Annotated in this window: 24 protein-coding genes; 23 read left to right on the top strand and 1 reads right to left on the bottom strand. The window is 44.5% G+C overall.

The features are described 5' to 3' along the window. Window positions 1-389 precede the first annotated feature (389 nt). From rpmH to NFU07_RS09155, 15 genes are all read left to right on the top strand, one after another. Entirely contained in the window at window positions 390-527 is a 138-nt protein-coding gene (rpmH, locus tag NFU07_RS09225; protein ID WP_006830546.1) for a 50S ribosomal protein L34, read from the top strand. Between the two features lie 155 nt (window positions 528-682). Continuing rightward, window positions 683-1,024: a ribonuclease P protein component gene (gene rnpA / locus NFU07_RS09220; protein WP_251476996.1), complete on the top strand. Its 342-nt coding sequence runs from the start codon at window positions 683-685 to the stop codon at window positions 1,022-1,024. A 61-nt stretch (window positions 1,025-1,085) separates the two neighbouring features. Next, window positions 1,086-1,865, top strand: coding sequence for a membrane protein insertase YidC (gene yidC, locus NFU07_RS09215; RefSeq protein ID WP_251476994.1), 780 nt, complete (start codon window positions 1,086-1,088; stop codon window positions 1,863-1,865). Continuing rightward, window positions 1,862-2,593, top strand: coding sequence for an RNA-binding cell elongation regulator Jag/EloR (gene jag, locus NFU07_RS09210; protein ID WP_251476993.1), 732 nt, complete (start codon window positions 1,862-1,864; stop codon window positions 2,591-2,593). Before yidC ends, jag begins: the two co-directional genes overlap by 4 nt. 414 nt (window positions 2,594-3,007) lie before the next feature. Beyond that, a complete protein-coding gene (gene mnmE / locus NFU07_RS09205) occupies window positions 3,008-4,393 on the top strand; it encodes a tRNA uridine-5-carboxymethylaminomethyl(34) synthesis GTPase MnmE (protein WP_251476991.1) in 1,386 nt (461 codons plus the stop codon). 22 nt (window positions 4,394-4,415) lie between these two features. Continuing rightward, window positions 4,416-6,305: a tRNA uridine-5-carboxymethylaminomethyl(34) synthesis enzyme MnmG gene (gene mnmG / locus NFU07_RS09200; protein ID WP_251476989.1), complete on the top strand. Its 1,890-nt coding sequence runs from the start codon at window positions 4,416-4,418 to the stop codon at window positions 6,303-6,305. Between the two features lie 123 nt (window positions 6,306-6,428). Next, window positions 6,429-7,142 carry a 16S rRNA (guanine(527)-N(7))-methyltransferase RsmG gene (rsmG, locus tag NFU07_RS09195; RefSeq protein WP_251476987.1) on the top strand — a complete coding sequence of 238 codons (714 nt, stop codon included), beginning with the start codon at window positions 6,429-6,431 and terminating at the stop codon, window positions 7,140-7,142. A 101-nt stretch (window positions 7,143-7,243) separates the two neighbouring features. Further along, window positions 7,244-8,098 carry a nucleoid occlusion protein gene (noc, locus tag NFU07_RS09190; protein WP_251476985.1) on the top strand — a complete coding sequence of 285 codons (855 nt, stop codon included), beginning with the start codon at window positions 7,244-7,246 and terminating at the stop codon, window positions 8,096-8,098. Between the two features lie 169 nt (window positions 8,099-8,267). Further along, window positions 8,268-9,029, top strand: a complete 762-nt coding sequence (locus tag NFU07_RS09185; protein WP_235197732.1) for a ParA family protein — start codon at window positions 8,268-8,270, stop codon at window positions 9,027-9,029. Next, window positions 9,022-9,855, top strand: a complete 834-nt coding sequence (locus NFU07_RS09180; RefSeq protein WP_251476982.1) for a ParB/RepB/Spo0J family partition protein — start codon at window positions 9,022-9,024, stop codon at window positions 9,853-9,855. Before NFU07_RS09185 ends, NFU07_RS09180 begins: the two co-directional genes overlap by 8 nt. Window positions 9,856-10,106: 251 nt before the next feature. Further along, the gene (locus NFU07_RS09175; protein ID WP_235197730.1) at window positions 10,107-10,820 is read left to right on the top strand and encodes a DUF554 domain-containing protein; all 714 of its coding nucleotides are present in this window, start codon (window positions 10,107-10,109) and stop codon (window positions 10,818-10,820) included. Between the two features lie 104 nt (window positions 10,821-10,924). Next, window positions 10,925-11,761, top strand: a complete 837-nt coding sequence (locus NFU07_RS09170) for a mechanosensitive ion channel family protein (RefSeq protein WP_251477182.1) — start codon at window positions 10,925-10,927, stop codon at window positions 11,759-11,761. An 18-nt stretch (window positions 11,762-11,779) separates the two neighbouring features. Beyond that, window positions 11,780-11,983 (top strand): DUF951 domain-containing protein, encoded by a 204-nt coding sequence (locus tag NFU07_RS09165; protein WP_251476978.1) that lies wholly within the window; start codon window positions 11,780-11,782, stop codon window positions 11,981-11,983. 112 nt (window positions 11,984-12,095) lie between these two features. Beyond that, window positions 12,096-13,196, top strand: coding sequence for a redox-regulated ATPase YchF (gene ychF, locus NFU07_RS09160; RefSeq protein ID WP_251477179.1), 1,101 nt, complete (start codon window positions 12,096-12,098; stop codon window positions 13,194-13,196). A gap of 110 nt (window positions 13,197-13,306) precedes the next feature. Next, the gene (locus NFU07_RS09155; RefSeq protein ID WP_251476975.1) at window positions 13,307-13,678 is read left to right on the top strand and encodes a gamma-glutamylcyclotransferase family protein; all 372 of its coding nucleotides are present in this window, start codon (window positions 13,307-13,309) and stop codon (window positions 13,676-13,678) included. Between the two features lie 256 nt (window positions 13,679-13,934). On the opposite strand, the gene NFU07_RS09150 is transcribed toward NFU07_RS09155, so the two are convergent. Beyond that, window positions 13,935-14,492: a DUF3267 domain-containing protein gene (locus tag NFU07_RS09150; protein ID WP_251476974.1), complete on the bottom strand. Its 558-nt coding sequence runs from the start codon at window positions 14,490-14,492 to the stop codon at window positions 13,935-13,937. Between the two features lie 175 nt (window positions 14,493-14,667). On the opposite strand from NFU07_RS09150, the gene rpsF reads away from it, so the two are divergent. From rpsF to NFU07_RS09110, 8 genes are all read left to right on the top strand, one after another. Then, window positions 14,668-14,955 carry a 30S ribosomal protein S6 gene (rpsF, locus tag NFU07_RS09145; protein WP_235197727.1) on the top strand — a complete coding sequence of 96 codons (288 nt, stop codon included), beginning with the start codon at window positions 14,668-14,670 and terminating at the stop codon, window positions 14,953-14,955. Window positions 14,956-14,999: 44 nt separating this feature from the next. Beyond that, window positions 15,000-15,470 carry a single-stranded DNA-binding protein gene (ssb, locus tag NFU07_RS09140; RefSeq protein WP_052649571.1) on the top strand — a complete coding sequence of 157 codons (471 nt, stop codon included), beginning with the start codon at window positions 15,000-15,002 and terminating at the stop codon, window positions 15,468-15,470. A gap of 51 nt (window positions 15,471-15,521) precedes the next feature. Next, window positions 15,522-15,758 carry a 30S ribosomal protein S18 gene (rpsR, locus tag NFU07_RS09135; RefSeq protein WP_052649572.1) on the top strand — a complete coding sequence of 79 codons (237 nt, stop codon included), beginning with the start codon at window positions 15,522-15,524 and terminating at the stop codon, window positions 15,756-15,758. A gap of 360 nt (window positions 15,759-16,118) precedes the next feature. Next, window positions 16,119-17,069, top strand: a complete 951-nt coding sequence (locus tag NFU07_RS09130) for a YybS family protein (RefSeq protein WP_251476972.1) — start codon at window positions 16,119-16,121, stop codon at window positions 17,067-17,069. A 13-nt stretch (window positions 17,070-17,082) separates the two neighbouring features. Next, complete coding sequence (locus NFU07_RS09125) at window positions 17,083-19,056, top strand: DHH family phosphoesterase (RefSeq protein WP_251476970.1); 1,974 nt, start codon at window positions 17,083-17,085, stop codon at window positions 19,054-19,056. Beyond that, the gene (rplI, locus tag NFU07_RS09120) at window positions 19,056-19,505 is read left to right on the top strand and encodes a 50S ribosomal protein L9 (protein ID WP_235197724.1); all 450 of its coding nucleotides are present in this window, start codon (window positions 19,056-19,058) and stop codon (window positions 19,503-19,505) included. The genes NFU07_RS09125 and rplI overlap by 1 nt, the downstream gene beginning before the upstream one ends. Before the next feature lie 12 nt (window positions 19,506-19,517). Next, complete coding sequence (gene dnaB, locus NFU07_RS09115; RefSeq protein ID WP_251476968.1) at window positions 19,518-20,873, top strand: replicative DNA helicase; 1,356 nt, start codon at window positions 19,518-19,520, stop codon at window positions 20,871-20,873. A gap of 131 nt (window positions 20,874-21,004) precedes the next feature. After that, on the top strand, window positions 21,005-22,291 hold the full coding sequence (locus tag NFU07_RS09110) for an adenylosuccinate synthase (protein ID WP_251476966.1): 1,287 nt from the start codon (window positions 21,005-21,007) through the stop codon (window positions 22,289-22,291). Window positions 22,292-23,599 lie beyond the last annotated feature (1,308 nt).

Here is a 23,599-nt window from a genome sequence, read left to right as displayed (position 1 = left end):
ACATCTTATGCACAGTTTGTGGATAAGTATTTTGTGAATAAAATTGTCAACAAGTGAAAACAAGTTAATGTTAACAAAAAAAATGAGACATTACAAGAAGTTCTTGAACTTATCCACATTTCTTTTCTTGTACACACGGAAGCTATCCACATGGGGTTCCTATGTGAAGAAGTTGTAGATAAGGGGTGTGGATAAATATTTTTGAAGAAAATTTGCTGCACATGAAATTTTTCATTTTGGGAAACGAATGTGGATAACTTCTATAGAGGGATTGGAAGGCTAAACATCCTCTTTTTTAATAAGACATTGACATTTCATACAAGAGGGCTTTATAATAGTCAAGACTGTCTTTGAGAAAAGAGTTACTTTTATTCAGGAGGTGTCACTACATGACATTACGCACATACCAACCAAATACACGTAAACACAGCAAAGTACACGGCTTCAGAGCACGTATGAGCACAAAAAACGGACGTAGAGTAATTGCTGCACGCCGTCGCAAAGGAAGAAAAGTACTATCAGCTTAAGTCCACTGACCGCATCAGTGGTCTTTTTTTCTTTTCTGCCTATTTAAGAAAAGGATTTCAGTGTTTATGGAGTGTTCATGCCACTCATTGGACGATCACTCCAGCTTTTTCTTAACGAATAGAGCGGAAATGAACCAAAATAAGCAGGTGAAAAGATGAACAAGCAGCAACGTATCAAGAAAAACAAAGAGTTTCAGCGAATCTTTAAAAAAGGGAAGTCTTTTGCGAATCGCCAGTTTATCGTCTATGTTTTGAAAAGTGATCAACCGGAATTTCGCCTAGGCTTATCTGTCAGCAAAAAAGTAGGAAATGCAGTTACAAGAAACCGTATCAAACGCTATATCCGGCAAACTTTCTTGGAATTGAAAGATGATTTAAAGCCGAATACCGATTATGTTATCATCGCCCGGCAACAGGCGGCCGAAATGGATTTTCACGAAAGCAAGAAGAGTTTGGAGCACGTTTTAAAAATTGCGCGCGCTTTGACCAAGAAGTAGAAAGCGTTTGCGAATCGATGTTATTATAGAAGTAATCGAAAATTAGTTTGGGGGAAGAAGGTTGAATAAGCGAATAGTCATGCTTATTTCACTGATTGCAGTTGCATTGCTGCTGGCGGGTTGTACGGAATTTGATCAGCCGATCAGTGGAGATAGCGAAGGATTTTGGAATGAATTTATCGTTTGGCCCTTAGTCTCAATTATTACGTATTTTAAAGGCTTACTGGGGACTTACGGGCTTGGAATTATTGCTGTTACGATCATTATCCGCTTAGCATTATTGCCGTTGATGGTCAAACAGACAAAAAGTTCAAAACGGATGCAGGAAGTGCAGCCGCAACTGAAAGCTTTACAAGAAAAATACAAATCCAAAGATGCAGTAACCCAACAGAAATACCAAAAAGAAATGATGGCGCTGTTCCAGGAAAAAGGCGTCAACCCAATGGCTGGATGTTTGCCGGTATTGATTCAGATGCCGATTTTAATCGGTTTTTACCACGCAATCAGCCGGATGAACAGTACACCGTCGATCGATCTCGGGACCTTCCTAATATTCCCGCTTGCTGAACCAAGCATTATCTTGGCAGTGATCGCCGGCCTTATGCAATTTGTAGTGCTTCGCACAGGTCCAGCAATGGACAATCCGCAAATGAAAATCATGATGTATTTCATGCCGATCATGATTATCGGATTTGGTATCGTATTGCCATCTGCATTAACGCTTTACTGGGTAATCGGAAATATTATTTCCCTTATCCAAAACATGTTTATTTACCGTCCGTGGGAAAAGAAAGAAGTGCAGCAACCTGTTAAAACGAAAGCAGGAGGGGCTAAAAAGTGAAACAGATCACGCAAACGGGTACAACTGTTGAAAACGCGATCTCAGAAGCATTGAAAAAACTTCAAGCCACACGTGAAGAAGTAAACATCCGCATCATCCAAGAAGAGAAAAAAGGTTTTTTTGGCTTCGGAGCAAAGCCTGCAGAGGTGGAGGTTGAAGTTAAGGAAATAGAGGCTGCTCCAGTTGAAGAGGCAGCATTTGAACAGAAATCTCCAGTAGCCGAACCGGAAGCGATTCTGGAAGAATTGGCAGAAGAAGCGCCTGCGGCAACGAATGAGCGGGCGATTCAAGAAACAAAGGATTATCTTCAAGCGATTGCCAAAGGAATGACGATTGAAGATCTGACCATCACCCATAGCCAAAAAGGCAAACAGATCCGCTTTTATTTAGAAAGCGAGAAAGTGGCCATGCTGATCGGAAAACGAGGGAATACCTTAAATTCGCTTCAGCAGCTTGCCCAGCTTGTCGCCAATAAATACTCCAACCAGTTCATGATGGTGGAATTGGATGCGGAGAACTACCGTGAACGGCGCCAGGAAACGCTAGAACAGCTGGCAGACCGTATGGCGGATAAAGCAATCCGGACAGGAGGGCGCGTTCAATTCGAACCGATGCCTTCCTATGAACGGAAAGTCATTCACCAAGCATTATCCCGCAGAACAGATATTGATACGTATTCTGAAGGAAAAGATCCAAATCGCTATTTAGTAATTGAACCGCTGCGCTAATAAAAACGGTATGCATAAATATGCATACCGTTTTTTTACGTATTATAGCCACCAAAAAGCTCCACAAATATTATACAAAACGATACAAACCGTTATTGCAGTTATTGGTGGCTGTTCAAGGCTGCAAAGATCTTTGCAAATAGATTATTCCAGCTTAATCGGCCTAAGCTTTACACCTTTCAGATTGAAGCAATTTGTGCTATTGTAATATGTTAGAAAGTCATGTGCATTTACTGGTTGTCCACATGTGGACAACTTTTTTAAAGCGAGAAAATAATTTCAGTTCAAGATGAACTTGTGGATAGATTTTAAGTTAGTCCATGACAAGCTGCGACGGCCGTTCTGCTTTAGACAAACAATTTAGTTTGGCTTCGCAGGGTCCGTTTCTGCTTTTCAATAGAAGGAGGCAATATCATGGAGTTCGATACAATAGCGGCGATCTCTACGCCAAGCGGAGAGGGAGCGATTGCCATCGTCCGTTTAAGCGGACCGGAAGCAATCAGCATCGCAGACAAGCTATTCCAGGCGCCAAGCGGAAAGAAATTGGCTGAACAAATTTCCCATACCATCCATTATGGACATTTAGTGGATCCGTGGACGGAAGAGACAGTAGAGGAAGTCATGCTGTCGTTTATGAAAGCGCCGAAAACATTTACACGCGAAGATGTCATTGAGATCAACTGCCACGGCGGCATTGTGTCAGTCAACCGCGTATTGGCTTTGGTTTTGCGGGCTGGTGCAAGACTCGCTGAGCCGGGAGAATTTACAAAACGGGCATTCTTAAACGGCCGCATCGATTTATCTCAAGCAGAAGCCGTGATGGATTTGATCCGTGCGAAGACGGACCGGGCTATGGATGTGGCGCTTAACCAAATGGAAGGGCGTCTGTCGAAGCTGATCGATACTTTGCGCCAAGCATTGCTTGAATCGATTGCCCAAATGGAAGTGAATATCGATTATCCGGAATATGACGACGTGGAGGAAATGACGCGTCCGATCATGCTTGAAAAGTCGATGTGGGTGCGCAGTGAAATTGACAAGCTGCTTCAGACTTCTTCTCAAGGGAAAATTCTGCGTGAAGGTTTGTCTACGGTGATTATCGGAAGGCCGAATGTCGGGAAATCTTCCCTATTAAACAGTTTGGTCCAGGAAAATAAAGCGATCGTCACTGAAATAGCGGGAACTACCCGTGATATAATAGAGGAATACGTGAATGTCCGCGGAGTGCCGCTTCGCCTCGTGGATACTGCAGGAATTCGGGAAACAGAAGATATCGTCGAACGGATTGGCGTTGAGCGCTCTCGAAAAGTTCTCAAAGAAGCGGATTTGATCCTTTATGTGTTAAATTATTCTGAGCCGCTAATAGCAGAAGATGAACTATTATTCGAAGCGGTCAAAGATATGAATTATATCGTTGTGATCAATAAAACCGATTTGCCGCAGAAAATTGACTTGGAAAAAGTCCAAGCTTTAGCCGGCAGCCGGTTATTGGTCACCACTTCGTTAATTGAAGAAGAAGGCATTGACCAATTGGAAGAAGCAATTGCGGATTTGTTCTTTGAAGGGGAAATTGAGGCAGGGGATATGACTTATGTATCAAACGCCCGCCACATTTCGCTGCTCCACCAAGCGCATCAGACCATCTCAGACGCCATTGAAGCGGCAGAAATGGAAGTGCCGGTGGATATGATTCAGATAGACGTCACTCGAACTTGGGAAATACTTGGGGAAATCATCGGCGATACGGCAGATGACGGACTCCTCAACCAATTATTCTCGCAGTTCTGTTTAGGGAAATAAAACTCGAAGGGAATGAACGAACATGCCACAATACGAAGCAGGCACGTTCGATGTCATCGTCGTAGGAGCAGGGCATGCGGGAGCTGAAGCTGCACTTGCTTCTGCCCGCATGGGTGCAAAAACACTTGTGTTGACGATGAATCTGGATATGATCGCGTTCATGCCATGCAATCCGTCAATCGGCGGACCGGCAAAAGGCATCGTGGTACGCGAAATCGACGCACTTGGCGGGGCCATGGGACGCGTCATCGATAAAACACATATACAAATGAGAATGCTGAATACAGCTAAAGGGCCAGCTGTCCGCGCACTTCGCGCACAAGCTGATAAAGTGCTTTACCAACAGGAAATGAAGCGCCTAATGGAAGAAGAAAAGAATTTGACGCTCCATCAAGGAATTGCTGAAAAACTGTTAGTGGAAGACGGAAAAGTCCAAGGATTGATCACGCAAGTTGGCGGAATTTACCGTGCAAACTCAGTTGTCATCACTACTGGAACGTTCTTGCGCGGAGAAATCATCATTGGCGACCTTCGCTATTCAAGCGGACCGAATAACCAGCAGCCATCGATCAAATTGGCCGAAAACCTGGAAGAACTCGGTTTTGAAACTGTGCGTTTCAAAACAGGTACGCCTCCACGGATCAACAGCAATTCGATCGATTACAGCCAAACTGAAATCCAGCCAGGCGACGACGTGCCGCGGGCATTCAGCTACGAAACTACAGAATTTATCATGGATCAGCTTCCATGCTGGCTAACCTATACAAATGAAAAAACGCATCAAATCATCGATGCCAACCTTCATTTGTCCCCGATGTATTCAGGGATGATCAAAGGGACAGGCCCGCGCTACTGCCCATCTATCGAAGATAAAGTGGTGCGTTTCAACGACAAACCGCGCCATCAGATTTTCTTGGAGCCAGAAGGCCGAAATACGCGTGAAGTTTACGTACAAGGGCTTTCAACCAGTTTGCCTGAACATGTCCAAAGACAATTGCTCGAATCGATTCCAGGGCTTGAAAAAGCGGAAATGATGCGTGCCGGATACGCCATCGAATATGATGCCATCGTACCGACGCAATTATGGCCGACACTCGAGTCGAAACAAATCGAAAATCTTTATACAGCTGGCCAGATCAACGGAACTTCCGGCTACGAAGAAGCAGCCGGCCAGGGTCTTATGGCAGGCATCAATGCAGCTGCGAAAGTGCTGGGCAAAGAAGAAGTGATTTTAAGCCGTTCTGATGCTTATATCGGTGTACTGATCGATGATTTGGTGACAAAAGGAACCAACGAACCTTATCGTTTATTGACTTCACGGGCGGAATACCGCTTATTGCTGCGCCATGACAATGCAGATATGCGTTTAACGGAATTAGGGCATCAAATCGGTATGGTCTCAGATGAACGCTATGCGAAATTCCTAGCGAAAAAAGAGCGTATCGAGGAAGAAATCAAACGCTTGAGAAACGTCATGATCAAGCCGAACGAAGCAACGCAGCAAATGATCCGCGATGCTGGCGGCAGTGAGTTGAAAGACGGCATCCGTGGGGCAGATCTATTAAAACGCCCGGAAATGGACTATGACATGATTCAGCGATTGACGGCATCAGAAATAGAATTGGAAGATGAAGTGAAAGAACAAGTCGAAATCCAGGTTAAATACGAAGGATATATCGAAAAATCACTTCAGCAAGTGGCGAAGCTTAAAAAAATGGAAGACAAAAAAATACCAGAAAACATCGATTATCATTCGATTTCTGGGCTTGCAACAGAAGCACGCATGAAATTATCGGAAGTGCGTCCGCTTTCCATTGCACAAGCTTCCCGAATTTCAGGCGTAAACCCTGCTGACATTTCCATTCTTTTGGTGTATATTGAACAAGGTAGAATCGCAAAAGTATCCGTTTAAACAGGATAAACATAAATGGGCTGGCGCTGACCAGCCCATTTTTACATAGGAGAAACTAAATAGGCTTTATAGCCGCACATAACCCAAAAGGCATTGCATGAAAAAAAGAGGGAGGAAGAAAAAATGAACGAACAGCAATTTAAAGAGGCCCTCAGTGAAAAGGGGATCCACTTGACGGATACCCAATTGCAGCAGTTTCGTGTGTATTTCGAAGAACTCGTTGAGTGGAATGAAAAAATGAATTTAACGGCAATCACCGATCAGCCGGATGTCTATTTAAAGCATTTCTACGATTCGATTACAGCAGCTTTTTATTTGGACTTCAGCAAACCGTTAAAAGTTTGTGATGTAGGGGCAGGTGCTGGCTTCCCGAGCATTCCTCTGAAGATCTGCTTCCCTGAAATCAACGTGACGATTGTGGACTCACTTAACAAACGCATTCAATTCCTCACGCATCTAAGCGAAAAACTAAATCTATCAGGTGTGGAATTTGTCCATGCGAGAGCGGAAGACTTTGGCCAATCGGCTCAACGCGAAAGCTTTGACCTTGTGACAGCACGAGCAGTAGCCCGTTTGTCGGTACTCGCGGAATTATGCGTTCCTCTTGTTAAAAAAGGCGGGGTGTTTGCCGCAATGAAAGCAGCTTCGGCTCCAGATGAACTGAATGATGCAGAAAACGCTTTACAAAAATTGGGAGTAAAAATTGAAGATGTCTACTCTTTCAAACTGCCAGTAGAAGAAAGCGACCGCTATATTCAAGTGTTTAAAAAGTTCAAAGATACTCCGAAAAAGTATCCGAGAAAAGCAGGCATGCCAAATAAATCGCCAATCAGCTAAATCGATTTCAATGTTTCACGTGGAACATTCATCAATAAAGGTATTTTTGTATCGCACAGCGAATAATGAACAAGTGAGCTTTTAAAAGGTGGTGCTTGAGGATGAAGAGTCCTTTTTCCCGTTTCTTCGGAGGTGGAGATAAAGAAGAACCGGTGAAGGCAGCAAATGAAGCGACAGAGAATGTCGTGAAATTGCCGATTGAAAAAATAAGCGCAAATAAATTTCAGCCGCGAACGGTTTTTGACCAAGAGAAGATCGAAGAACTGGCAAAAACAATTCATATACATGGTGTGATCCAGCCGATTGTCGTTCGCACAACAGGCGACGATGGCCATTATGAAATCATCGCTGGAGAGCGTCGTTTCCGTGCAATGAGTTCACTCGGATGGGAAGAAGTTCCTGCCATTGTCCGAGAGTTGAGCGATAAAGAAACCGCTTCGATCGCTTTGATTGAAAATTTGCAGCGGGAAGAACTTACGGCGATTGAAGAAGCGAATGCGTATCAGAACCTTTTGGGGATACACGGCATTACGCAAGAAGCATTGGCACAGCGGCTTGGCAAAGGGCAATCGACGGTAGCCAATAAGCTGCGTCTGTTGAAACTTCCAGCTGAAATCCAGAAAGCCTTGCTGAACCGATTAGTGACGGAGCGGCATGCACGGGCTTTATTAAAGATAAAAGATCCTGAACTTCAGCAAAAACTGTTTAATGAAACCCTTGAACTAGGGCTTAATGTTAGCCAGTTGGAAGCGAAAGTGGCAAAGCTGTTGACCGATGAACCGAAAAAGCCGAAACAGCGGAGAAAAACGGTGAGCCGGGATGTCCGCATTGCGATGAACACGATCAAAGAATCGTTGAACATGGTGACGAAGACGGGAATCGAATTGACAACAGAAGAAGAAGACCACGACGATTATTATCAAATCACTGTAAAAATACCAAAGAAAAAAACGTAAAAAGCTCTTTCTGCTTACAGAAAGGGCTTTTTTAATAGGAATGTAATCATAAAAAGTACAAAGGTTTGCTACAATAGATAAAGAACTATCATTATTTCTAGGTTTCTAATGGTATTAAGCGTGTTGCCGCAGTAAAATGGAAGAAGTATGAAAGAAAGTTGGTGCAAGTGTGGGTAGAATTATTGCGATCGCCAATCAAAAAGGCGGCGTAGGAAAAACAACCTCTTCAGTGAACTTGAGTGCCTGCCTTGCTTATTTAGGCCAAAAAGTTCTCTTAATAGATATCGATCCCCAAGGAAACGCGACAAGCGGAGTAGGGGTTAATAAAGGCGATGTCGACCAGTGCATTTATGAAGTGCTGATTGATGACGTTAACATCAAAGACACGATTATGGAGACAAAAGTTGAAAATCTTCATATTGTGCCTGCCACAATATCATTGGCAGGAGCAGAAATCGAGCTTGTATCGACGATTTCAAGAGAAGTTCGGCTAAAAAACGCTATAAATGAAGTAAAAGACCAATACGATTTCATCATTATTGATTGTCCGCCGTCATTAGGGTTATTGACCATCAATTCGCTTACAGCTTCTGATTCAATTATTATCCCCGTGCAATGCGAGTATTATGCGCTTGAAGGGTTAAGCCAACTGCTAAGCACGATCCGCTTAGTCCAAAAACACTTGAATCACGATCTCATGATTGAAGGCGTATTGCTTACGATGCTGGATGCACGGACAAATTTAGGAATACAAGTGATTGAAGAAGTGAAGAAATACTTCCAAGACAAAGTGTACCGGACGATCATTCCCCGTAATGTGCGTTTAAGCGAGGCACCGAGCCACGGCGAACCGATCATCATTTATGATCCGAAATCTAGAGGGGCAGAAGTCTATCTAGAATTAGCGAAGGAAGTGATTCGTAATGGCTAAAGGATTAGGCAAAGGAATCAATGCATTGTTTCCGGGCGAATCAGTCAGTGAATCCGAAAAAATCAATCAAATCAGCATCAGCCAATTACGGACGAACCCATATCAACCTCGTAAAATTTTCGATGAAGCAGCATTGCAGGAATTGTCTGAATCGATAAAAGAACACGGCATTTTACAGCCTGTAGTCGTTCGGAAAGTGAACAACCATTTTGAATTAGTGGTAGGGGAAAGACGGTTCCGGGCAGCAAAACTTGCGAAAATGAAGGAAGTTCCAGCGATTGTAAAAGACTTAAACGACCAGCAAATGATGGAATTAGCTATATTAGAAAACCTTCAACGGGAAGATTTAACGCCGATTGAAGAAGCGGAAGCTTACCAAAAGTTGATGGAAGCCTTAAGTTTAACTCAAGAACAACTTGCTTTCAGGCTCGGAAAAAGCCGTCCGCATATTGCAAACCATGTCCGTTTATTGGCTTTGCCGGAACCTGTGCGCCAGATGATTTCGGACAAGAAATTAACAATGGGCCATGGCCGTACTTTGCTTGGATTGAGAGCGAAAAAGCTGATTTTAGAAACGGCTGAAAAAGTTGTGAAAGAAAATATGAATGTGCGCCAACTTGAGAATTTGGTGCAGCGACTGAATGAAGATGTTCCACGTGAAACAAATGAAAAGAAAAAGGATTTATTTATAGAAGAAAAGCAGTCCGAATTGAGAGACCGTTTCGGAACGAATGTGCAAATCAAGAAATCAAAAAACAAAGGCAAGATCGAAATCGAATTTTTCTCAGAAGAAGATTTGGAACGGATACTTGAACTTTTAAACTGACAAGCACCTATTTCCTGAAAAGGGAAATAGGTTCTGTTTTGTCGGAAGAAAAGCGGAGGCTCCCGTATAGGCTCGACAAGCTTAAGGCGCATGGCTTAGGAAATCTCGATTTCCTAAGCCAGGTGACTTAAGACCTCGAGAGCCTGGGAGCTGCAGCTGGACAAGAAAAGCGGAGGCTCCTGTATAGGCTCGACAAGGAAAAAGAGGAAGCGATTGAAAATTACATAGCACCGGGAAGGGGAAGTAAAGCGATGGTTCTCTTAGGAACATTGGTTAATGCGATTTTGATCGTAGTGGGAACGCTGATCGGCAGGGCGCTTCGGAATATTCCCGAGAAGATGAAAGAAACGGTCATGTATGTGATTGGCTTGGCTGTAGTGGTATTAGGGCTGCAGATGGGGTTAGAGAGCCAAAACTTCATTGTCGTCATCATCAGTTTGGTGTTTGGTGCTGTAATCGGTGAATGGATGAATTTAGATAAGAAGCTAAATGATTTTGGACGCTGGATCGAAGTGAAACTGGGAGCTAAAGAAAGCAAAGACAGCATAGCCCAAGGATTTGTAACCGCTACGTTGATATTTGTAATTGGGGCTATGGGGATTATCGGGGCGCTTGAAAGCGGCTTGAGCAACGAACATGGCGTCTTGATATCAAAAGGTTTGATAGATGGCTTCACATCGATTATACTGGCGTCTACCCTTGGAATCGGTGTGCTGTTAGCAGCAATTCCGGTATTTGTTTACCAAGGATTAATCGCTTTATTTGCTACTCAAATCAGTTTGATCGTTCCGGAAGCGGCATTGGATATGTTCATTACGGAAATGACCGCAACCGGCGGCGTTATGATTGTTGCCATCGGATTGAATTTGATGGGGCTAACGAAAATGCGCGTGGCGAATTTATTGCCGGGTGTCATAGTTGTAGGGCTGATTGTCACGGTGATGTTTAAAATGAACTTAGGATAATTGTGTGCAAGGAAGGTGAAAGAGTGGCTGTAGATACAGAGGCTGCAGTAGGTGCAGTAAGTACATTCACAGAAAACGTGAAGGATATTTTGACCGATGAGGAAATGTGGGTAGGTGTCGGTTTTGTGGCCATTAAAGTGATTTTGATCATTGTTGCGGCAGTGATCGTAGTGAAACTCGCCCGTCCGTTAATCCGGAAAACTTTTTCAGTGCGGATTAAAGGGCCGCTTCATTACAATGAACGCCGCCAGCAGACGTTATCGAAATTGCTTGAAAACGTGGTCGCTTATGTTGTTTATTTTATGGCTATAATTGCGGTGTTGTCCGCTTTTACAATCGATGTCACCGGACTGATTGCCGGGGCCGGGGTACTGGGTCTCGCTATCGGTTTTGGTGCACAGAACTTAGTGCGTGATGTGATTACCGGGTTTTTCATTATTTTTGAAGACCAGTTTTCAGTAGGCGATTATGTCCGGGTGGGCCAAGCGGAAGGAACCGTTGAAGAAATTGGCCTTCGGACTACAAAAATAAAAGGATTCACTGGAGAGCTGTTTATCTTTCCAAATGGCAATGTAACAGACGTTGTGAACTTTTCCATCCATAACTCGATTGCGGTGGTGGATGTGAACATTTCCTATGAATCGGATATTGCGAAAGTGGAAAAATTGATCCAGGAATTTCTTGTTGATCTTCCGGAGAGATACGAGCAGATTATCAAACCGCCTGAATTGCTCGGCGTCCAAAATATTACGACGACAGAAATCATTATGCGAATCACGGCAGAAACTTTGCCGATGCAGCATTTTGCCGTTTCCCGCGGCATCCGGAGAGATTTGAAAGAGTATCTGGATCGAAAAGGTGTGGAAATTCCGTATCCACGGATGGTTATGGTGCAGCGTTCGCCGGAAGAATCAAATCCTTCTGTTATTGCAAAAAAATAATAAAGGAGACTCCCAACGATGGAAATGAAAGAATTTGGCTTAAATGATGTGGTGGAAATGAAAAAAGGGCATCCTTGTGGGGCCAACGCTTGGAAAATTATTCGCATGGGGGCAGATATCCGTATTAAATGTGAAGGCTGCCAACATAGCGTGATGATTCCACGAGTCGAGTTCAATAAAAAGATGAAAAAGATTTTAGTCAAAGCGGAAGTTCCGGAATAAGCGGTTCACTTTGCAAAAGCTTTGAGGAATGGACAGATTCGTGTTTCATTCCTATAATGGAATGGTTGCATAAAAATAATTCGTTTTATATAGAGGAAAGGTCGTGAATCCTATGGCATTAACTGCAGGGATTGTAGGATTACCAAACGTGGGGAAATCCACATTATTTAACGCTATCACAAAAGCGGGGGCTGAAGCAGCCAACTATCCGTTTTGTACAATAGACCCGAACGTCGGGATCGTAGAAGTTCCAGATGAACGGTTAGACAAACTGACGGAATTGGTCGTACCGAAAAAAACCATTCCAACAGCATTCGAATTTACCGATATTGCCGGAATCGTTAAAGGCGCCAGCAAAGGTGAAGGGCTTGGAAATAAATTCCTTTCGCATATCCGTGAAGTAGATGCCATTTGCCAAGTTGTCCGTTGCTTCGCTGACGAAAACGTGACGCACGTATCCGGAAAAGTAGATCCGATTTCAGATATCGAAGTCATCAACTTGGAATTGATCCTAGCGGATATGGAAAGCATCGAAAAGCGCATTGCGCGTGCTGCGAAACTGGTAAAGCAAAAAGACAAAGATGCTGTTGCTGAAGAGCCGGTATTGATGAAACTGCGTGAAGCATTTGAAGCAGGGCATATGGCGCGTTCAATCGACTTCACAGACGATGAATTGCAAATCGCGAAGAACTTGAACTTGTTGACATTAAAGCCGATGCTTTACGTGGCTAACGTTTCTGAAGATGAAATTGCAGATGCAGAAGATAACGAATACGTTCAAAAAGTGCGTGAATACGCAGCGGAACAAAATTCTGAAGTAATCGTCGTTTGTGCGAAAATCGAAGAAGAAATGGCCGAGCTGGAAGACGAGGAAAAAGAAATGTTCCTTGAAGAGCTGGGCATCCAAGAGTCGGGGCTTGACCAATTGATCAAAGCTTCTTATAATTTGCTTGGATTGGCTACTTACTTTACTGCTGGCGTTCAAGAAGTGCGCGCATGGACCTTTAAAAAAGGAATGAAAGCTCCGCAATGTGCGGGCATCATCCACTCTGATTTCGAACGCGGATTCATCCGTGCCGAAACAGTGGCATACGAGGATTTAGTTGAGCTGGGTTCCATGGCTTCAGCGAAAGAAGCAGGGAAAGTACGTCAAGAAGGCAAAGAGTATATCGTAAAAGACGGCGACGTTATGCTGTTCAGATTCAACGTCTAAAAGTTAATTTCGACACCAATGATGAGAATATAAGGTCGCAGCAGCGATAAAAATAATAAAAACCGGATGCCTCAACCGCATCCGGCTTTTTTTCGGGGAGGCATATCAAATTGTTATTATTTGTATACGGAACATTGAAACAAGGCGGCAAGTATCATGCGTATTTGGAAGAAGCGAATCTAGTTTCTGAGCATGCATCAGCAAAAGGATCGCTTTATGACACAGGGCTTGGCTATCCAGCTTTTAGTTTGGCTGGAAGCGATGATGTCGTGGGAGAAGTTTATGATATTCCAGACGTCTTATGGCCGGCCCTCGACTTTTTAGAAGATTGTGTGGGTGACGAAAGCGATCTTTATGAGAAAAAGACCTTAACTGTCCAAACGGAAAACGGGACGCTAGAAGCGGTCGTCTATTTGGCAAGACAACAGGATTTATTGAAAACGAAGATTTCTTCAGGCAACTGGGAAATCGTCTATGCCTAACAAAAGCCCCGAGTGGAATCACTCGGGGCTTTTAAATTATCGAGAAACTAGGGGATTTTAACATCGTTTTTTATAGATCGCACTTCGGTGCTAGAGAACTCTTAAAAGATACAGAGCGAAATAGCAGAGACATTATTCTTAAGCCGTACAGCTTTTAACATCGTGCACTTCGTCGCTGTTTTACGGAATAAGGTGATCATGAAAACAACTTAATTTTGGTTTCACTTTTTTAATAAACTTAAAGCCCCGAGCACATTCACTCGGGGCTTTCGTTTATCGGTTTGCTGTTATATAGGTGAAGGCGCGGAAGTTCCGGATCGTCAAGCACCCAGATATCTTTCTTTTCTTTTAGAAGTTCACGGTACATGATGAAATCACCGGCAGCACCGGCAGCAAGCATAGCCCCGAGCAAAACAAGAACTTGGTCCTCCATCCAAAATCCAATGAGGGTAGGAAGGACAGCCGTGGTCCAAAACGGCAGCAGCAGCGCTTTTCTCATGGCCGAACTTGGCAGAGGGGTGCTGGTCGTGGCATAGGCGATGCCCAATTTTAAATTGAGTCCGTATTTTAAAGAATCAAAAGAAACTTTTCCAAAGAGCAGGAAGCCGATTAAATGGAAAAGTTCATGCAGCACAATCAATACGGCATAGCCGATGATGAAATAGAGAATAGCAGAAAAGGAAAAGCCAAAAGATAAAGGTTCTGCGAAAAAATGATAGGCAGCGGCGAAAATAACCAACAGAAAAATATTGATCCATAAAAGTTTAGGGGCAATCTCTTCTAAATTTATATCGATGACGCGAGAAGGTTTCATTTGTTCACTTCCTTTATTATTTTCTATCTTCACTATAGCTTACGGGAATGCGAAATACACTTGCAGAGGCAATGGCATTGTGATACAATACAGTGATGTGAGTAATATTATGAATTGCTTGCTCCTTGCCCGCTGGAAACAGCAGGGCCCAAGTCCATGAGGAGGTGACAACACGATGAGAGAATACGAATTAATGTATATTATTCAGCCTGCAATTGAAGAGGAAGCGAAAAAAGCTCTAGTTGAGCGTTTTAACGAAATCCTAACTTCAAACGGTGCTGAAATCATCGAGTCGAAAGAGTGGGGTAAACGTCGTTTAGCTTATGAAATCAACGATTTACGTGAAGGTTTCTACCAAATCGTAAAAGTTAACGCTGGTTCTGAAGCTATCAACGAATACACACGTCTTGCGAACATTAACGAAGACATTATCCGTCATATCGCTATCAACAAAGAAGCGTAAGCGTATAAACCTGTAAATATTGACTAAAAGGGGGTTGAATTCTGATGATTAACCGAGTTGTTTTAGTCGGAAGACTGACAAAAGATCCTGATCTTCGTTATACGCCAAGCGGAGCGGCAGTAGCACGCTTTACACTAGCTGTAAACCGTACTTTCTCCAATGCGCAAGGTGAAAAGGAAACGGATTTTATCAATTGTACGGTTTGGCGCAAGCAAGCTGAAAACACGGCGAACTTCTTGAAAAAAGGAAGCCTCGCTGGTGTAGAAGGCCGCATTCAAACTGGCAGCTACGAGGGACAAGACGGAAAACGCGTTTACACGACTGAAGTAGTAGCAGACAGTGTTCAATTCCTTGAACCTAAAAATTCTGGTGCTGGTGCAGATCGTTCACAAGGGCAGCCATCTTATCAGCAGAACCAATCGCCAAGTCAGCAAAACCATACCCGTGTAGATCAAGACCCATTCTCAAGCGGCAGCGGCCCGATCGAAGTATCGGATGACGATTTGCCATTCTAAGACAGGCTTGAACTGACGGACCAAAATTTAGTACAAAGGAGGTAATTCGATATGGCACCACGTCGCGGAGGCAAAAAACGCAAAAAGGTTTGTTATTTCACTTCAAACAACATTACGTACATCGACTATAAAGATACTGACCTATTGAAGAAATTCATTTCTGAAAGAGGAAAAATCTTGCCACGTCGTGTTACAGGCACAAGCGCTAAATGGCAACGTAAGTTGACAATCGCTATCAAACGCGCTCGTATCATGGCACTTCTACCGTTTGTTGCGGAAGAAAAATAAATAAGAAAAGCGGAAGCACCTGATCAGCTCCGACAAGCGCTGGAGGGCTTGAAGTTAATGGCGTTCTGTGCCATTAGCGGCAAGGCCGAAGCGACTCGAGGAGCCAGGTGCTGGAGTCTGGACATAAACATTCTCCTTTTAAGCTATTTTCATATTATAAGAAAGGCCGGGAAACCGGTCTTTTTTTATTTGGTTTACTTAAAGAAAGCCAATCAAAAATTTTTTTATCCGTCTCATCCAAGTAAACTCTTCTTTCAGCCTTCTTCAGCTTTGCTGAAGAGGCGTTTTTTGTTCCTGCACTTCAATCATGTTACAATTACAAGGATGAAATAAACCCGAAAGAAGGGGACAAATACTCGAATGCAGAATCAACAAACAAGACAACTTACACAGGGTGCCATGATGGCCGCAGTCTTTACGGTGCTGCTGGCGATTTCCATTTATGTGCCTCTTTTACAGATTGTCAGTTCGCTATTTCTAGCGCTGCCAATCGCTTGGTATAGTGCAAAATACGGCGGCAAAGCCTCGGCTCTTTTTACAGCAGTCTGTCTGGTTTTGACCTTTATCATCGGCGGAATATTGTCGTTGCCGCTTGCGCTTATCCACATCCCGCTCGGCTTGGTCATCGGTTTGTCTATTTATAATCGAAAAAGCAAGCTTTTTATGTTCATGGGATCAAGCATTGTCATTCTGATATCTCTAGTCGTGCAATATGTAGCTTCGATCGCATTGCTTGGCATCAATGTTTTGGAAGAATTCATGACTGAGATGAAGAGTTCATTTCAACAGACAAGTGCTATAATGGAAAATTTCGGCACCTTGCCGGAGGATTACACAGAAAACATGAATCAGCTATTGCTGTCCATGGAAATCTTAATGCCGACATGGCTAGTATTGGGTGTATTTATGGCCACTTGGGTCATGCTCCTTCTCTTGCTGCCAGTGTTAAAACGGTTGGGGATCGAAGTTCCGGCATTTCCTCCTTTCCGGGAGATGAAATTGCCGAAATCCGTATTATGGTATTACTTGATCGTCATCGTGGTTTCTGTGTTCACTGAATTCCAGCCGGGAACCATGCCTTATATGATTTTGATGAACGCAACCCTCATGCTCCAATTCCTATTGTTCTTGCAAGGGATTTCGTTCTACCATTACTACATCAAGCAAGAAGGCTGGCCAAAATGGGTGACGGTCATCGTGACCATCCTAGCCATACCGCTGCAATCATTTACGAGCATCGTTGGAATCGTGGACCTTGGATTTGATATCCGGGGCTGGGTGAAGCGGGCACACGAGTTTAAAGGAAAATAAGGAGCTGAAGAGAATGTCGGCTTTTTTTAGGAAAAGAAAACTTCGATATCCGCTTATAGCGCTGCTAGTGTTAGGGTTAGTGGCGGCAATTCTGATTTCACTTTGGTCGGAATGGGCAGCAGGAGGTTTTGTCCTGCTTTTTGCGGCAGCATTTGCCGCTGCCTGGATGACAGAAAAAAGAGTGTACGAAGAAACGGAAAAGCATATCGAAACGCTGTCTTACCGCGTCAAAAAAGTGGGCGAAGAAGCGCTGCTAGAAATGCCGATCGGGATTTTGCTCGTCAATGAAAATTTTGATATTGAATGGGCCAATCCGTATATGACAACTGAATTGGAGTACGATACCTTAATCGGCGAATCGATTTATAGCTTATCCGATGAATTCCACACAATGATAAAATCGGAGGAAGCGAAAGAAACGATCATCACGCTTGGTGAACGGAAATACCGGGTTTATTACAAAGCGGATGACCGGTTATTCTACTTATTCGACATCACGGAGCAAGTGGAAATCGAAACGCTTTATTATGCCGATCGGACCGTCCTTGGAATTCTCTTCATCGATAACTATGATGAGTTGTCTCAAGGGATGGACGACCAGACGCGAAGCAATTTGAACAGCTTGGTCACATCGCTGATCAATGAATGGGGCGCCGACCACGGAATTTTCGTGAAGCGGATTTCTTCGGACCGGTTTATGGCCGTGTTCAACGAATCCATTCTAAAAGAGCTGGAGCTGTCGAAATTCGCGATTCTGGATAATATCCGGGAAGTGACATCAAAAGACAATTTGGCGTTGACTTTGAGCATCGGTGTCGGTGCGGGATCGGCGTCCTTAGTGGAGCTTGGCAGCATGGCACAATCCGGGCTGGATCTGGTTCTTGGGCGCGGCGGCGACCAAGTGGCGATCAAACATCCAAGCGGCAAAGTGAAATTTTACGGCGGCAAGACCAACCCGGTCGAAAAACGGACACGGGTTCGGGCACGCGTCATTTCCCACGCATTGCGCGATTTGATGCAGGAAAGCGACCAGGTCTTTGTCATGGGCCATAAAATGCCCGATATGGACGCCATCGGAGCGGCAGTCGGCGTTGCCAAAATGGCCGCGATGAATAAGGTCAACGGCCGCATTGTTTTGGATTTCAATGAGTACGACCGCAGCGTCATGCGCTTAATGCAAGAAATCGAACAAGATCCGGATTTATTCGACCGCTTTATCACGCCGGAAGAAGCGCTTGCTGATATGACGGACAATTCACTGCTCGTCATTGTCGATACGCACAAACCTTCAATGGTTATTGATGAACGGCTGCTGCAGCGCATGGAACGGATCGTCCTGATCGACCACCATCGCCGCGGCGAGGAATTCATCACCAATACGATGCTCGTTTATATGGAGCCTTACGCATCTTCAACGGCGGAACTGGTGACCGAATTGATCGAGTATCAACCGAAATACGAAAAACTGACGATGCTTGAAGCGACGGCTATGCTCGCCGGCATCATCGTCGATACGAAAAGCTTCACGCTCCGCACAGGGGCAAGAACGTTCGAAGCGGCATCGTATTTGCGATCAAATGGCGCTGATACGGTGCTGGTGCAGCGTTTACTAAAAGAAGACCTGGATACCTACGTGGAACGGGCGAAAATCGTCCAGACCGTCGAGTTTGTCGGGGACGGCATCGCCATTGCGAGAGGCGAACCGGGCCGCATCTACAGTCCGGTGCTGATTGCCCAGACGGCGGACATTCTGTTGACGATGAAAGACGTCAATGCGTCGTTCGTCGTAGCGGAAAGAAGCGAAGGCGGCATTGGCATCTCGGCACGCTCCCTTGGAGAAGTGAACGTGCAGATTGTCATGGAAAATATGGGAGGCGGCGGACATTTAACGAATGCCGCAACGCAAATCCCCGGCTCTACGATCGATGAAGCAGTCGACCGATTAAAAGAAGTAATTACCGAACAATTTGAAGGAGGCACAACTTAATGAAAGTGATATTCTTGAAAGACGTTAAAGGAAAAGGCAAAAAAGGCGAGATCAAAAACGTGGCGGATGGCTACGCACATAACTTTTTATTGAAAAACAACTTAGCAAAAGAAGCCGATCAGGCAGCGATCAGCCAATTGGCTGGGCAGAAGAAAAAAGAAGAAAAAGAAGCTGAAAAAGAATTGCAGGAAGCACAAGAGCTGAAAGCGAAGCTAGAAAACCTGACAATCGAATTAAAAGCGAAATCAGGGGAAGGCGGCCGTTTATTCGGTTCGATTACAACAAAGCAAGTGGCAACAGAACTTGAGAAAAAACATGGCATCAAAGTGGATAAGCGCAAAATGGAATTAGATGATGCAATCCGTGCACTTGGCTATACGAACGTGCCAGTCAAATTGCATCACGATGTCACAGCTACTCTTAAAGTCCATGTAACAGAAGAAGCGTAAGGTGATGACCCGATGAACGAAACACTGGATCGTGTCCCTCCGCATAACCATGAAGCCGAGCAATCGGTTATTGGGGCCATCTTTTTAGAACCGCAATCGTTGATCACCGTAGCAGAAATCGTTATGCCGGAAGATTTTTACCGCCTCGCCCATCAAAAGATTTTCCAGACCATGCTGACGCTGTCAGACCACGGAAAAGCAATTGATGTTGTAACGGTAACGGAAGAATTGTCGGTCAAAAAGGAACTTGAAGATGTTGGCGGCTTGTCGTATTTAACGGAAATCGCCAATGCTGTTCCGACGGCTGCAAACGTTGCGCATTACGCCCATATCGTGGAAGAGAAGTCGCTGTTGCGGCGCTTGATACGGGTTGCGACTTCGATTGTGGAAGACGGTTTTACGCGCGAAGATGAAGTGGAAGCTTTACTTTCGGAAGCTGAGAAGAAAATGATGGAAGTGTCGAACCGCAAGAATGCAGGCGACTTCATCCATATCAAAGATGTACTCGTAAAAACCTATGATAATATCGAATTGCTCCATACCCGAAAAGGAGACGTTACAGGCATTCCTACAGGCTTCCGTGACCTGGATAAGGTAACAGCAGGGTTTCAGCGCAACGACTTGATCATCGTCGCTGCACGGCCTTCTGTCGGTAAGACAGCCTTTGCATTGAACGTCGCCCAGAACGTGGCAACAAAAACCGATGAGAATGTCGCGATTTTCAGTCTGGAGATGGGGGCCGAGCAGTTGGTTATGCGTATGCTCTGTGCAGAAGGAAACATCGATGCGCAAATCATGCGGACCGGAGCTCTTCAGAATGAAGATTGGCGCAAACTCACTATGGCAATGGGAAGCTTGTCGAACGCAGGAATCTTTATCGATGACACGCCGGGGATCCGGGTCAACGATATCCGTGCCAAATGCCGTCGTCTAAAACAGGAATACGGCCTTGGCATGATCATGATCGATTATCTTCAGTTGATCCAGGGACCTGGCCGTTCCGGGGAAAACCGGCAGCAGGAAGTATCGGATATTTCCCGCTCGCTGAAAGGCCTTGCCCGTGAACTGGAAGTTCCGGTTATCGCCTTGTCCCAGTTGTCGCGTGGCGTTGAGCAGCGGCAAGATAAACGTCCGATGATGTCCGATTTGCGGGAATCCGGAAGTATTGAGCAGGATGCTGATATCGTATCCTTCCTGTACCGTGAAGATTATTACGACAAAGAGACCGAAGATCAGAACATGATTGAAATCATCATTGCCAAGCAGCGTAACGGCCCGACCGGTACGGTGAAATTGGCATTTGTGAAGGAATACAATAAATTCGTGACCATTGACTGGAGCCAACACGAAGGCAGTCCGGATTTCTAAAAAAACGAACGATAGATGCAGAAATGCATTTATTGTTCGTTTTTCTTTGGGATTTTATTGACGAAAGGGCATTTCACTGCTACAATAGAGACTGTTTGAGATAGGGCAGAGGCCTAACGGAGGTGCGGACAATGACATCAGTCGTAGTAGTAGGAACGCAATGGGGAGACGAAGGAAAAGGGAAAATCACAGATTTTCTATCTGAGCACGCAGAAGTGATTGCGCGTTACCAAGGCGGAAACAATGCTGGACATACCATCATTTTCGGCGGCGAAACGTATAAATTGCACTTGATTCCATCGGGGATCTTTTATAAAGACAAAATTTCAGTAATCGGCAACGGAATGGTAGTGGACCCGAAAGCGTTAGTAAAAGAGCTAAAAGCTTTGCATGAGCGCGGAGTCACTACTGAGAATCTGCGCATTTCCAACCGTGCACACGTTATTCTTCCTTACCACATCAAGCAGGACGAAGTGGAAGAAGCGCGCCGCGGGGCGAATAAAATCGGAACAACGGGCAAAGGCATCGGGCCTGCTTATATGGACAAAGCAGCGCGTGTCGGCATCCGCATGGCGGATCTTTTAGACCATGTTGTGTTCGAAGAAAAACTGCGTATGAACTTGAATGAGAAAAACCGGATGTTCGAGAAATTCTACGAAACAGAAGGATTTACAGTAGAAGAAATTATGGAAGAATATTATGGATATGGCCAAGAAATCGCCAAATACGTAACCGATACGTCGAAAGTATTGAATGATGCAATCGATGATGGCCGCCGTGTCCTTTTTGAAGGCGCACAAGGCGTTATGCTCGATATCGACCAAGGAACTTATCCTTTTGTCACTTCTTCTAACCCGGTAGCCGGGGGTGTAACGATCGGCGCTGGTGTTGGACCGACAACGATCCAGCACGTAATTGGTGTATGTAAAGCTTATACATCACGCGTTGGAGACGGCCCGTTCCCGACTGAACTTTTTGATGAAGTCGGCCAACAGATCCGCGAAGTCGGCAAAGAATACGGTACGACTACTGGCCGTCCGCGCCGCATTGGCTGGTTCGACAGTGTAGTCGTTCGCCATGCAAGACGCGTCAGCGGGTTAACGGACTTGACGGTTAACTCAATTGACGTATTGACAGGCCTTGAGACAGTGAAAATCTGTACAGCTTACCGCTACCAAGGGGAATTGATCACGGAATATCCTGCGAACTTGCGTATGCTTGCTGAGTGCGAACCGGTATACGAAGAACTGCCAGGTTGGTCAGAAGATGTAACGAAATGCAAATCCCTCGATGAACTTCCGGATAATGCCCGCCATTACTTGGAGCGCATCGCCCAATTGACAGGGGTACAGATTTCGATTTTCTCGGTCGGCCCAGACCGCAACCAAACGAATATCGTAACAAGCGTTTGGCGTTAATTTGAAAAGCGAAAGCGCTCAACTAACGATCGAATAGGATAAAAGAGCTGAAATGAACTTTCATTTCAGCTCTTTTTTTATGTTTTTTTATTATTTTAACAAAATGTACACATTTGTTGCTGTTGAAAACCCTTCCTATGTAACAAATATGACAATAAACGCGCATTTTGATAAAAATATATTAGAAAATATTTCTATTAAAGCGGGAAAAAGATGAAAAATCGTATAAAAATAACCAGTAATTAGAATTTATTGCCAAGAATACGACAGACTGTTTACAAAAAAGCGATTGGTGCTATTTCAAAATAAGAATGTGCTAGAGTAATGGAAGCTTAGAAAAAGAGTAGAAAGCAGCAGCGAAAATGCTGTCAATAAAAGCAGGGGGAAAACAATTAAAATGAAAGAAAAAAAGAAAGCGGGCCAATCGACTAAATTGAAATTGGCGGCTGCATCCATTCTCTTAGTGACAGGCTTTGGAATTAATACCGTTTCAGCAAAACCTATTGAAGAATCAGGGCTAGAGCCCATTTACCATATATACAATAACGGCGAATACTTAGGGGCCGTCAGTAATAATGAGTCGCTAAAAGCGGCAGCAGAAGAAAAAATCGACCATACACAATCGGCTTACGAAGAGTTGAATCTCCAGGTAGACCGTCGAGTGAATGTCATTGAAGAGAAAGTCTTTGCTTCGCCTATTTCCAATGACCATGAAGCACTCGACCGGGTAGCAGAAGCTTTGCCAATCAAAGCAGCAGCTTTTAGCTTGTCAGTAGACGGCGAAGCGGCAGTGTATGTAAAAGACCGGGAAGCATACAACGAAACCATCAAGCAAGTGAAGCTGGCATTTGTGTCGCCAGAAGAGTTGGCGGAATGGGAAGAGCGGTTAGAGACGGGGAAAGCACCTGCCGATATCGGTGTCGGTGAAACCCGGCTAATGGATTTAGCCATTGCCCAGAAAATCTCAGGTGCTTCGCAGCAAGTGGATCCTTCGGCCGTAATGACAGTTGACCAAGCAGTGAGCTACTTGCTGAAAGGCGAACGTTTCCACAGAGCAGCAAGCGGGGAATCGGCACAACTGATTGCGGAAGAATTTGATATGACTGTAGAAGATTTGAAAAAAATGAACCCGAACTTGAATTTAGCTGCGTTTGAAGTAGGCACTTCCATAAAAGTCGCAGAAGAAGGACCTAAAGTGACGGTGCAAGTTCAACGTGAAGAAAAGACGGCTAAAGCCATCGCGAATAAAACCATTACGAAAAAAGACAAGAATGTGTTGATCGGCGAGAAAAAAGTGAAGAAAAAGGG

The organism is Planococcus sp. NCCP-2050 (genome assembly GCF_023708025.1).
Classification (GTDB): domain Bacteria; phylum Bacillota; class Bacilli; order Bacillales_A; family Planococcaceae; genus Planococcus.
The sequence above is the reverse complement of the archived record's forward strand: the minus strand, read 5'-3'. Positions and strand labels throughout refer to the sequence as shown.